The following is an 11919-nucleotide window of genomic DNA, read 5'->3' as shown; positions in this document are numbered from 1 at the left end:
TTTTAGAGAAGTAGAACGACGAACCTCTTCGTTTTCAAACTGTTTCAGCCACGTCGATCCACCGACCGCGGAAACGTGGTTACAAGCCCACGCCGTCTGGTGGAATCATGCTTAAGTTAACACGACGGCTAATCCATACGTCCACAAACGGAGGAGGGAGTCCCGCCGAAACATATGAATACATCGTACACATAGCAAACGCTATGCCCACCATCTCCACCCGCGTCCCCGAGGACCTTGAAGCCGAACTCGAGGCGTACCTCGAATCGGAACGGCTTGACCGGAGCACGGCGGTCAGAAAACTCCTCGCTGAGGGGCTCGACGAGTGGCGCCGGGAACGCGCGCTCGACCGGTTCGCGGACGGCGAGATCTCGCTCGCGAAGGCCGCCGAACTCGCGGAGCTGTCGGTCTGGGAGTTCGCGCGGCTCGTCGAGGAGTCCGACCGCTCCTGGGTCTCGGGCGACCACCTGAAAGCCGACCTCGACGACCTGTGACTTGGATCTTCGACGCGACCCCGCTGATCTACCTCGCGAAAGCGGAACAGCTGGGTGTCATCGAGACGGTTTCGGACCCTCGACTCGTCCCCGAACGGGTGTACCGCGAGGTCGTGACCGAGGGGATCGACGCGGGCTACGACGACGCGCGCCGGATCGAGCGGGCGGTCGAGGACGGGCGCCTCGACGTCGTCGAGGTCGACCTCGACGACTCCTCGGTCGCGACGCGGCTGGACCGGCACGCGGGGCTGAGCGACGCCGACGTCGCGGTGCTCGCGTGTGCCGACGCGCGCGACGGCGTCGCGGTGATGGACGAGGCGGCAGGGCGATCGGCGGCCGCGGTCGAGGGCGTCGAGACGCGCGGGACCGCGTACGTCGTCCTCTCGGCGGTGAAGCGCGGGAAGTTGTCCGCAGAGGCGGGTCGTGAGGCGATCGACTCGATGATCGACCGCGGCTGGTACGTCGCGCCGGACCTGTACGCGGCAATTCTCTGGAAATTGGAGTCGTTCGAGTGATCGGACCGGTCTATTCGCCGCTTGCGTCTCCCTCGTCACTGCGTTCCGCCTCCAATACGTCGTCCGCGAACTCCCGAATCGCCCGCTTCTCCTCGACGCTCACGTCGACCGCCTGCGCGCTCTCGATCTGGCCGTTCACGACCGCGTTCTGCTGCGGGCCCCACACCTCCGGCGGCTGCTCTTTAATATACTCGGCCCACCGGATTACCTGCTTGTAACGGGGCGGTCGCTCGAGATCATCGTCGGCATCGGACGAGCCCTCCTCAGGCGTTCGTGAGTCGCTCATAGCGTGCCTCGACGTCGAGTCGTTGGCCCCACGTTTCGAGTCGGTCCCGAGAAAGCGTTTCTCCGAAAAACGACCCGTGCCGGGTCAGAACAGCCCGGGAACGAGGACGTAGCTCAGGAGCATCCCGAACAGCCCGGCGAACAGCGCGAACAGGGCCATCGGGACGATCGCCTTGCGGAGCAGGTCGCCCTCGCGGCCGGTGATTCCGACGACGCCGCAGATCGCGGCGACGTTCAGCACGGACACCATGTTGCCGAGGCCGCCGCCGACGTTCTGGAGGCTGACGACGATCGTCCGGGAGAGCTCGACCGTCTCGGCGGCGTTGTACTGGAGCACGCTGAAGAGGATGTTCGAGGAGGTGTTGCTCCCGGTCATGAACGAGCCGATGGCGCCGATCCACGGCGAGATCATCGGGAGCAGGCCGCCCGCGCCGATCGCGAGCGCCCGGCTGAGCGCCTCCATCATGCCGAGGAGGCCCGCGGTGTTCGTCTGCGACTGGATCATCACCTGCGTCATCGACACCGCGATGATCAGCGTGAGCGCGGCGGGCGCGACCTGCTCGACCGAGCGCCGCCACGCGGCGCCCATCTCGTCGAGGTCCATCTTGTGGATGAGCCCCGTGAGGACGGCGATGGGGATGAACGGCATCGTTCCGGGGAGGTAGAGGTACTGGAGCGTGTACCCGAGCTCCGTGCCGAGGATCGAGTCGATGCCGACGGTGAAGCTCTGGATCCACGCCAGCACCCCGGTCCCGGCGACGGTGAGGTCGGGCCACCGGGTGACCAGCAGGGCGAGCGCGACGAGCAGGTACGGCGTCCACGCCAGCAGCACCGACATCTCCTTGTTCGGCTGGTCGCGGGAGATCTCGTCGAGGTCGAGCCCCCCGAGCCAGGTGTCGCTCCACCGCGAGTCGCTCGGGAAGTCCCACTCGCGGTCGGGGACGAGGATGTTGTTGTTCGCGAGCAGGAGCCCGACGCCGAGGACGACGAACCCGGCCGCGATGTCGGGGAGCGCGGGGCCGACGAACCACGCTATCACCAGCTGCGTCCCGCCGGTGACGACGCCGAGCAGGAGCGCGAACGGGGCGATCGGGAGCGTGTCGCGGACGGCGCCGCCGAGGCTCCGGCCCCCGTCGGCGTCGCCGAACCAGTAGGTCAGGAAGAAGACGCCGAGCAGACCCCAGAACACGTACGTCACCCCCGTGACGACGCCGGACCACGCGGAAACCATCGAGAGGAACTCGGCGACGCTCACCGAGCCCGACAGCGCCGGTTCGATGACGGCGCCGGTGCCACCGATGACCGGCGTCCCGGCCGCGCCGAACGGCGGGTTCGGCGCGTTGAAGAAGAGGCCGAACACCGCGGCGGCCAGCGGCGGGAAGCCGAGGCCGATGAAGAGCGGCGCGGCGAGCGCGCCCGGCGTCCCGAACCCGGCCGCGCCCTCGATGATGGTCATGAAGCCGAGCCCGATGAGCAACACCTGGATGCGCCTGTCCTCCTCGATCTGCCCGAAGTACCACCGGATGGTGGCGATGGCGCCGCTCCCCTCGAGGTAGTTCATCAGGAGGATGGCGCCGAAGACGATGAGGATGATGTCGACCGCCTGGAACGCGCCGTAGACGGCCGACGCGATCAGCCAGTCGAGCTCCATACGCCAGTACGTGAGTCCGATCCCGCCCGCGAGCAGCCACCCGACTCCCATCGCGCGGGCGGCGGACCACCTGAGTCCGGCGAGCAGGACGAACGCGACGGCGATCGGAACCACGCCGACGAACGCCAGGGTGAGGACACTTGTCATAGGTATCTTCTTTGGGCGTACGTTTCCGTCCCGCAACTGGCTATATGTAATTTTCTTTTTGACTGAGATTATCCACGGCGATCGGGACGCCGGAACGCGGTGTGCCGCGTGATCAGTGACAAGTCAATTCGGCGCTTCAACGCCGCGGCGAGGAGGGTCACCTCCGCCGGGTACAGGTGGGCTTATGTGTCCCCCGACCGGATCCGCGATTATGGACGACCACTCGCACGAGCCCGACCCGGACAAGCGCGTGACCGCACCGATGCAGGAGTTCGGCAGTCGCGAGGTCGGTATCGGCGCGGCCGTCACGCTCGTCGGCCTGCTGATCGCGTACGCGGTTCCGTTCCTCGCGACGTTCTGAGCCGCCGCTCGGCGACTTTTGAATCGGACGGCGCCATTGAGACACCCAGCAGCTGGTAGATTTCCTCATCAGTAGCTCAGTACAGAGGAAGAGATGAGCGATAACGGGAGTGAGTATCGCAGATCGACGTCCGCGATATAGTATTTAAATAACCGTGAGCGGCGGCGAGTGCTTATAAAAAAGGGGTGCGGTGGCGCGTGCCTGCGAGCGGCCGCCAAAGGCGGCCGCGAGGAGCACGCGCGAGGGACGCGGTGAGCGCTCGGAGAGCGCGAACCGCGAGGCTGGGGAGGCGTGAGGTGCGGTCGCTGTGCCGGGCGGGACTCAAAGGGGCAGTCGTGAGGCGGGCGCAGGCGACGCGAGCACCGCAGCGAGCAACGCGAGCGAGGAGCGCGGCGAGCGTGCGCCCGCCTCACGACTGGGGCTTTGGCGGTGTTTGCTGTCGATCTGTTGTCTCTTGCGTACGACCGAACGACTGCGGCTTTGGAGGCCGTCGTCCCAGCAGTCTCAACCATTTATAAACAGCCAACGGCAAAACTGGGTTTCTACTTATAAACGACCTCACTCACGACGTACTACACCCACTCCCGCACTCGATCAAGAAGCACCGTTCAGCGAACAGCTGGTTCAGACGGTAATATGTCTGAAAAATATGTGACAACCGGGCCAATCGTGCCCGACGTCCCAACCGCGACGCGCTTACCGGGGGTACCAGGCCAGCGGGTGGTCCGCGGTGAGCTCCAGGGAGACGGGCTCGTCGAGGTCGAACTCCTCGACGTGGTTGTGGAGGCAGTGGACGGCCTCGCCCGAGTCGAGTTCGACCCGGTAGACGAAGGAGGGGCCGACGTACTGCCGCGAGGTGACGACGCCGTCGGCGAGCTCGGGGCTCGCGGGCGTCGCGCGGAGGTCGTCGGGCCGGACGAGCACGTCGACGGGCGCGCCGTCGTAGACGGTGTCGTACCCCTCCAGCGTCACCGCGTCGAAGCGGCCGATACCGGTGTCGACCTTCCCGTCGCGGAGCTCGCCTTCGAGGAACGACGCCCGGCCGAGGAAGGAGGCGACGAACTTCGACTCGGGGCGCTCGAAGACGGACTCGGGGCGGCCGACCTGCTCGATTTCCCCGTCGTTCATCACGGCGACGCGGTCGGAGATGGAGAGCGCCTCCTCCTGGTCGTGGGTGACGGAGACTGCGGTGACGCCCGCCTCCTTCAGGATGCGGCGGACCTCCTCGCGCATCTCCACGCGGAGGCGCACGTCGAGGTTCGAGAACGGCTCGTCGAGGAGGAGCACCTCGGGCTCGGGCGCCAGCGAGCGGGCGAGCGCGACGCGCTGTTTCTGCCCGCCGGAGAGCTGGTCTGGCGTCTTCTCGCCGTGGTCGGTCATCTCGACGAGTTCGAGCAGCTCGTCGACGCGGGCCTCGCTTTCCTCCGCGTCGGCGTCGCCGAGCCCGAACGCGATGTTCTCGCGGACGGTGAGGTGGGGGAACAGCGCGAAGTTCTGGAAGACGATCCCCACGTCGCGCCGCTCCGGCGGGACGAACGACCCGTCGCCCGCGACCACCTCGTCGCCGAGCGCGATCTCTCCCTCCGTCGGCTCTTCGAGGCCCGCGATGGTGCGGAGCGTCGTCGTCTTGCCGCATCCGGAGGGGCCGAGGAACGTCAGCAGTTCGCCGGAGCGGACGTCGAGCGAGACGTCGTCGACGGCGGTCTCGGGGCCGAACGCCTTCGTGACGTCCGACAGCGACAGGACGGGGTCCGCGCCGGCGCTCGACCCGTCGTCGGAAGCGGCGCTCGCCCGGTGTTCGACCGCCGAGTCCTCCGATCCCTCGGCCGTCGCGTCGTCCGACTCGACCGAGCGCGTCGTGCCGACTGGTTCCGTGGATGCCATCGATGGGGGGGCGGGCGCCGGGCGGACCGGCGTCCCGCGGTTGCCACCTCATACTTTAGGAGTACCTAAAAGCGTATCGCTCGCTCTCGCGGCGTCGAAATCGGGCGCCGAATTCGTCGAACCGCGGCGTCGCGAGCGTTCAGGCCAGTTCGCGGTCGATCACGTCGCGGTGGTCGCGGACCGCGTCGGCCGAGAGCGCGACCGACTCGTCGCCGACCGCGAGCGAGAGCGTCCCGTCGGTCGTCACCTCGCCCAGCCGGAAGACGGGGAGGTCGCCGACTTCGGCCGCGACGGCCTCGGGGTCGGTCGTCTGGACGAGCAGGCGTCCGGGCGTCTCGTCGAAGGCCGCGACGCGGTCGGGGAGGGTCGCGTCGACGCCGGCGTCGTCGGTCACTAACTCGGCGAGCGCGACCGCGAGCCCGCCCTCGCTCACGTCGTGGGCCGCCAGCGTCGACTCGTGGCGGGCGGCCGCCGCGAGCGACGCGACGAGGCCGCCGAGGTCGTCGGCGGCGCCGGACTCGTCGGGCAGCGTCGGGAACCGGTCGCTCCCGCCGGCGTGCGCGAGGTACTCCGAGCCGCCGAGCGCGTCGCCGCCGGCGCCGACGAGCAGGAGCTCGGAGTCGCTCGCGCGGTCGCCGTCGAGCGCGGCCGGCGGGGCCGAGTACCCCCGCCTCGTGCCCAGCACCGCGAGCGTCGGCGTCGGCGGGATCGGCCCCTCGACGCTGTCGTTGTACAGCGAGACGTTGCCGCCGACGACGGGCGTATCGAGCGCCGAGCAGGCGTCGGCGAGCCCGTCGACGATCCCCTCGAACGCGCCGTACACGTCCGGCTTCTCCGGGTTGCCGCCGTTGAGGCAGTCGACCGCGGCGAGCGGGAGCGCGCCCGTCGCGGCGAGGTTCGTCGCGTTCTCTACGGCGACCGCGCGGGCGCCCTCGTACGGCGCGACCGCGGTCCACTTCGGGTTGGCGCCGGAGGCGAGCGCGAGGCCGACGCCGTCTGCGGAACCCTCCTCGTCCTCGGTCTCCCGGATCGCCAGCAGCGCGGCGTCGTCGCCGGGCTTCAGAGCCGTGCGCGTCCCGACCTCGTGGTCGTACTGCCGATACACCCACCGCTTGCTCGCCGTCGAGGGGGCCGAGAGGACGGCCGCGACCGACTCGTCGAGCGGGGGTTCCTCGTCCGGCAGGTCCCGCTCGGGCTCGCTCGGCGGCTCGCTCGCGAGGTCGTTCATCGGCGCGCCGTCGGCGAGGAACTCGGCGGGCGCGTCGACGACGACCTCGGATTCGGCGCCGCCGTCCTCCTCGCTGCCTTCCTCAGCGCCGCCCGCGAACTCGCAGACGTAGTTCCCGTCGGTCACCTCGCCGATGACGGAGCAGCCGAGGTCGAACCGCTCGGCGAGGGCGGCGACGCGGTCGACGTCGTCCGGATCGACCTCGTAGCACATCCGCTCCTGGCTCTCGGCGAGCAGGATCTCCATCGCGTTCATGTTCGGCTCGCGCTGGTGGACGCGGTTGAGGTCGATCCGCGCGCCGAGCCCGCCCTTCGCGACGAGTTCCGAGGAGGCGCCACCGAGGCCGGCCGCGCCGAGGTCGCGGGCGGACAGCACGAGGTCCTCGTCCACGAGGGCCTCGTTACACTCGATCAGCCGCTTCTCGGCGTAGGGGTCGCCAACCTGGACCGCGGGGCGGTCCTCCGTCTCGGCGTCCTCCGCGAGGTCCTCGCTCGCGAAGGAGGCGCCGCCGAGCCCGTCGCGGCCGGTGCCGTTGCCGACGAGGACCAGCTTGTTGCCCGGCTCCTTGGCGGTGGCCGTGACGAGGCGGTCCTCGTTCGTGACGCCGACGCAGGCGACGTTGACGAGGGGGTTCCCCTCGTAGCCGCCGTGGAAGGCGACGCTGCCGCCGACCGTGGGGACGCCGATGCAGTTGCCGTAGTGGGAGATCCCCTCGACGACGCCCTCGAAGAGGTAGCGGGAGCGTTCGCGGTCGAAGCCGCCGAAGTACAGCGAGTCGAGGAGGCCGATCGGGTACGCGCCCATGCTCATCGTGTCGCGGACGATGCCGCCGACGCCCGTCGCCGCGCCGTCGAACGGGTCGACGAAGGAGGGGTGGTTGTGGCTCTCGACGCCGAACGTGACGTAGGTGTCGCCGTAGTCGTCGGCGTCGCGCTCGCTCGCCGGGCGGTCCGCCGCCTCGGGATCGGGCAGCGCGAGGACCGCGGCGTCGTCGCCGGGGCCGACCACGACCTGGTCGCCCTCGCTGTCGAACGCCGACAGCAGGGGCCGCGAGGAGCGGTACGCGCAGTGCTCGCTCCAGAGGTTCTCGAATAACGCGGCCTCGGCCGCCGTCGGCTCCCGACCGAGCTCCGCGGTCACGAGCTCGCGGTCCGCATCGGACAGACTCATTCACTTACGTGGTCACCGAGCCGGTTCTAATGCTTTTCTATACGCACGTTCGTGTTTATCGACGCGACCGCGACGCCGACGGGACGTGAGAGGGCTCGCGGCGGTGGCGCGTGCCTGCGAGCGGCCGCCAGGCCGCGAGCCAGCACGCGCGAGGGACGCGGCGACCGAAGCGAAGCGAGGGAGCCGCGAGGCTGGGGAGGCGTGAGGTGCTGTGCGGGGCGGGACTCAAAGGGGCAGCCGCGAGGGCGAAGCACGCCGCAGCAAGCACCGCAACGAGGGAGCGAACGCAGTGAGCGACCGAGTGAGGCGCACAGCAAGGCGCGCGAGTCGTCGCGGCTGGGGCTTTGGCGGTGTTCGCCACCGATCCGCTAGCGGTCATTTATAAACGAACGGCTTGGGATTTGGCGGTGTTCACCGCCGATCAGCTACAGTTATTTGTAAACGAACGGCTGGGGAGTTGACGATGTTCGCCACCGATCCGCTAGCAGTCATTTATAAACGAGCGGCTCTGTCGAAATCCTCAGAAATTGATATGTTTTATTCCGGCTCCGGTCAATACAGGGGACTCATGAATCGCTCAGTACAGATAAGATACCTATCGGTTAATACAATTGTGTGAGCGTCCTCTAGGTCTAGTCGTTCGTTCCCTGCATTACGAGCCTTACCGTCGCACGGTACCGTTCTGAGCCCCTGAGGAATCCCTTCGTGAAGCCTGCCCCGAACATCGCATCAACGAGAGTATCGTCTGTCTCGGGTGGCTCTTCACGGTCTACGACGGTGGCGAAGCGAAAGATGTGGGAGTTCCCGGTCGCGGTATCAAACGTTAGATTCCACCGGTACCGCCTCGTTGACCGGTCAGTACCCAAGTAAACGTTTGAGTCAGCGTTGCCATCGTCAGCTGGAACAACGTCTCCAGAGTGAGAGACGAGCGAGCCTGAGTTCCAGCCGTGTTCGACCGTTAGCGAGGCAGTCTTCCACTCGGTTCCCGTCTCATTTGCTCCTGGGATGAGTCGATACTTGGTAACGAGAGCGTAGCGGTTAGTCAATTCGAGGTCGAGGACCGATGCGGACTGTTGAACGGTACCATACATCTCGCGTCCCGCTGTCGTCGTGTCGGTGGCCACGATGGGGTCGTCCCGTTGACCTGTCGAAGGAACTGGCTCCTCGGCGTGCGTGGCTGGTGGAGTGGGGGGTTTGTTGCTGATCGCGGCTGTAGCCCCAAGGACGCCGACGCCCCCGGCGCTGGCGGCCAGTCCAAGGAGCGTGCGACGCTTCATTATTTTGAGTGAATATCTCTGGGATAGAATATCTGTTGATAGCACCTAGAGATGAACGCCTGCGTATCAAAGAGCCCAGAAAGTACGGCGCGCTCAATACGCACTCTTCGTCGACCGGCTGTTTCAGCCGATAATGTGTCTGAACAAGAGGATTTCAACAGAGCCAAACGAACGGCTTGGGATTTGGCGGTGTTCACCGCCGATCCACTAACAGTTACTTATAAACGAACGACCAGCGGTCATGTATCGGTTTATAAGAGATAGGTCACTGCGACGAACACGACGACCGTCCCCGCGACGCCGAGCGCCATCGCCTTCGCGTTGAGGCGGACCGCCTTCTTGCGGTCGGCCGCGAGCGCCGCCTCGTTTTGGATCTCGTTCGCTCCGTCGCCCACGTCGAAGACGCCCATCCCGGCGAAGCCGATACAGAAGCGCTCGCGGTACTGTAACGCCCCCATCGCGGCACCGTACAGCGGGACCACCGACGCGATCAGCGCCCACCGCGGCCACGCGAGCGCGACGACCGCGACGACGAACGCCACCGCGGCCGCGAGCGACCCGACGCCGAGCAGCAGCCGCCGTCGCTGTTGGGTCGGTCCGATGTTACACACGCCCGGTTGGTACTCCATACCGGCGGTGAGGGACGCGCGAGTAAAAGCCCTCCCGACGGCGGAAATCGGAGGCGCCGGCAGCGGTCCCGACGTCCGACCGAGAGGGGACCGGTCGCCCGAGAGCGCGTCCACCCGTCCGGCTCGCCGCGGTGGCAACCGTAAAAAGGGCTCCCGACGACGTAGTCGTGTGAAACGGATCCAACTCGGCAACACCGTCTTCGAGGGCGCAAACGACGTGTACCTGCTCGACGGGGAGACGACCGCGCTCGTCGACACCGGCGTCGCGCTCCCGGACGTGCGCGGGGAGTTGGTCGACGGCCTCGCCGAGTACGGCCGCTCGTTCGGGGACATCGACGCGGTCGTGCTCACCCACTGGCACCCGGACCACGCGGGGCTCGCCGGCGAGATTCAGGCCGAAGGCGGCGCCGACGTGTACGTCCACGAGGCCGACGCTGCCCTCGTCGACGGGTCAGAGACGCCGCTGTTCGCCGACCGCGACCTCCAGCGCGAGACGTTCGAGCGCTGGGGGATGCCCGACGCCGACCGCGAGCGCCTGACCGACTTCTTCGACGCGGTCAGCGCGGACCTCTCCGGCGAGCCCGCGGACGTGACGACGTTCGAAGACGGCGACGCGATCGAGGCCGGCGGCGTCGAGCTCGAGGCCCTCCACTTGCCGGGCCACACCGCCGGTCTCTCCGGATTCGCGTTCGACCCGCGGACGGTGCCGGACCACGACCCCGTCGCCGGCGCGGACGCGACGGAGGAAATCTTCACCGGCGACGCGCTGCTCCCGAAGTACACCCCGAACGTCGGCGGCGCGGACGTGCGCGTCGAGGGCGCGCTCGCCGCCTACGCCGAGAGCCTCGCGCGGATCGTCGACCGCGACTTCGACGCGGCCCACCCCGGCCACCGCCAGCGGATCGACGAGCCGAGCCGGCGCGCGGCGACGATCCTCGACCACCACCGGCACCGGACCCGCCGGGTGATCGAGGTCCTCGATGAGTCCGGGCCCGCGACCGCGTGGGAGGTGTCGGCCGCACTATTCGGCTCGCTGGAGGAGATCCACGTCCTCCACGGCCCCGGCGAGGCGTTCTCGCACCTCGACCACCTCGCGGACGCCGGCGTCGTCGAGCCCGACGGGACCGCGTACCGCCTCGTCGACCCCGCCCCCGACGTCGACGCGCTGTTCCCGACGACGCCGCTCGACGACCTCGTCGACGGGAGCGACGACGCGTAGGGGAGCGGTCCGGTAATCCCTCCTCTCGTCTCGGCCGGCGAAAGCTATTCCCGGCCCCCGGCGTATTCGGGGACGTGAAGCGGGACGCCATGGTCGCCGTCGCGGTCGCCCTCCTCGCCCTCGTCGCGCTCGGCGTCGCGGCCGCGACGCTGAACACCGCCGTCGACACGGGCAGCGGCGGGTTCGGCGGGGGCGGCGGCGACGCCCCGAGCGTCGGATCGGACACCGGAGACCCCGGCGTGCTCTCCCCGACGGGCGAGGCCGGCGAGTTCTCCGCGTCGGGGCTCTGTTTCCCGTCCCTGCGGGAGCCGCCGGCCGTGTTGGCGCTGCTCGTCGGACTGGCGCTGATGGCGGGGATCACCTATCGCGACACGGCGTCGGCGTTCGCGAGCGTCGCCGTCGCCGGCGTGATGGGCGCCCCGATCGCGGTCCTCTTCTGGGTGCTGTCGACGTGCCGCTCGGTGGCGCAGAGCATCTCCATCTCGCTCGGCACGGGCGGCAACGAGACGGGGATACTGCCGGGCGGCGCGGCCGGCGGCGGGTTCGGCAGCGGGGAGGGCGCGGCGTCGGCGCCGCAGATCCTGTTCGCAGTCGTCGTCGTCATGGCGGTGATCGCGAGCGTCGCCGCGCTCCTCCTCGCCGGCGGCGACGACGAGGCGGACGGGGACGCGGGCGGTCGGCCCGACGAGGCGGACGAGGAGCCGCCGTCGCTCGACGCGATCGGCCGGACCGCCGGCGAGGCCGCCGACCGGATCGAGTCGTCGGACGCGGACAACGAGGTGTACCGGGCGTGGCGGGACATGACGGACGTGCTCGACGTCGACCGGCCGGCCTCCTCGACGCCGGCGGAGTTCGCAACCGCCGCGGTCGAGGCGGGTGTCGACGAGGAGCCCGTGACCGCGCTCACCGAGGTGTTCGAACGCGTGCGGTACGGCGGCGAGGACGCGACCGACGACCGCGAGCGCCGCGCCGTCGAGGCGCTGCGCCGGATCGAGGAGCGGCACGGGGGCGACTCGTGACCCGAAAACCGACCGGCGTCGCGGCCGCGGTCGAGCGCCG

Annotated in this window: 11 protein-coding genes and 1 pseudogene; 6 read left to right on the top strand and 6 right to left on the bottom strand. The window is 68.6% G+C overall.

Features of this window, described 5'->3' with window-relative positions; translation table 11 throughout:
• The 3 genes and pseudogenes from DVK07_RS02455 to DVK07_RS02445 form a co-directional block, all read left to right on the top strand.
• Nucleotides 1-115: pseudogene (locus tag DVK07_RS02455) on the top strand (IS6 family transposase); the annotation flags it as partial.
• Between the two features lie 88 nt (nucleotides 116-203).
• Complete coding sequence (locus DVK07_RS02450; protein WP_121595558.1) at nucleotides 204-494, top strand: UPF0175 family protein; 291 nt, start codon at nucleotides 204-206, stop codon at nucleotides 492-494.
• Nucleotides 491-1009, top strand: coding sequence for a DUF3368 domain-containing protein (locus tag DVK07_RS02445; protein ID WP_121595557.1), 519 nt, complete (start codon nucleotides 491-493; stop codon nucleotides 1007-1009). Before DVK07_RS02450 ends, DVK07_RS02445 begins: the two co-directional genes overlap by 4 nt.
• A gap of 10 nt (nucleotides 1010-1019) precedes the next feature.
• On the opposite strand, the gene DVK07_RS02440 is transcribed toward DVK07_RS02445, so the two are convergent.
• A complete protein-coding gene (locus DVK07_RS02440; RefSeq protein WP_121595556.1) occupies nucleotides 1020-1295 on the bottom strand; it encodes a hypothetical protein in 276 nt (91 codons plus the stop codon).
• A gap of 84 nt (nucleotides 1296-1379) precedes the next feature.
• Entirely contained in the window at nucleotides 1380-3092 is a 1713-nt protein-coding gene (locus DVK07_RS02435) for an L-lactate permease (protein WP_121595555.1), read from the bottom strand.
• Nucleotides 3093-3303: 211 nt separating this feature from the next.
• Between DVK07_RS02435 and DVK07_RS23210 the strand changes: the two genes are divergently transcribed.
• On the top strand, nucleotides 3304-3453 hold the full coding sequence (locus tag DVK07_RS23210) for a hypothetical protein (RefSeq protein ID WP_004595158.1): 150 nt from the start codon (nucleotides 3304-3306) through the stop codon (nucleotides 3451-3453).
• Nucleotides 3454-4149: 696 nt separating this feature from the next.
• On the opposite strand, the gene DVK07_RS02425 is transcribed toward DVK07_RS23210, so the two are convergent.
• The 4 genes from DVK07_RS02425 to DVK07_RS02410 form a co-directional block, all read right to left on the bottom strand.
• Nucleotides 4150-5337 carry an ABC transporter ATP-binding protein gene (locus DVK07_RS02425; protein WP_121595553.1) on the bottom strand — a complete coding sequence of 396 codons (1188 nt, stop codon included), beginning with the start codon at nucleotides 5335-5337 and terminating at the stop codon, nucleotides 4150-4152.
• Nucleotides 5338-5476: 139 nt separating this feature from the next.
• Nucleotides 5477-7735, bottom strand: coding sequence for a phosphoribosylformylglycinamidine synthase subunit PurL (gene purL, locus DVK07_RS02420; protein ID WP_121595552.1), 2259 nt, complete (start codon nucleotides 7733-7735; stop codon nucleotides 5477-5479).
• Between the two features lie 632 nt (nucleotides 7736-8367).
• Nucleotides 8368-9012, bottom strand: coding sequence for a hypothetical protein (locus DVK07_RS02415; protein ID WP_121595551.1), 645 nt, complete (start codon nucleotides 9010-9012; stop codon nucleotides 8368-8370).
• Nucleotides 9013-9263: 251 nt separating this feature from the next.
• Nucleotides 9264-9641 carry a hypothetical protein gene (locus tag DVK07_RS02410; protein WP_121595550.1) on the bottom strand — a complete coding sequence of 126 codons (378 nt, stop codon included), beginning with the start codon at nucleotides 9639-9641 and terminating at the stop codon, nucleotides 9264-9266.
• Nucleotides 9642-9810: 169 nt separating this feature from the next.
• On the opposite strand from DVK07_RS02410, the gene DVK07_RS02405 reads away from it, so the two are divergent.
• Entirely contained in the window at nucleotides 9811-10860 is a 1050-nt protein-coding gene (locus DVK07_RS02405) for an MBL fold metallo-hydrolase (protein ID WP_121595549.1), read from the top strand.
• A 74-nt stretch (nucleotides 10861-10934) separates the two neighbouring features.
• Nucleotides 10935-11879 carry a DUF4129 domain-containing protein gene (locus tag DVK07_RS02400; RefSeq protein WP_121595548.1) on the top strand — a complete coding sequence of 315 codons (945 nt, stop codon included), beginning with the start codon at nucleotides 10935-10937 and terminating at the stop codon, nucleotides 11877-11879.
• Nucleotides 11880-11919: the final 40 nt, after the last annotated feature.

Origin of the sequence: Halorubrum sp. Atlit-26R (assembly GCF_003666015.1) — an archaeon.
Classification (GTDB): domain Archaea; phylum Halobacteriota; class Halobacteria; order Halobacteriales; family Haloferacaceae; genus Halorubrum.
This window is presented reverse-complemented; position numbering and strand designations above follow the sequence as displayed.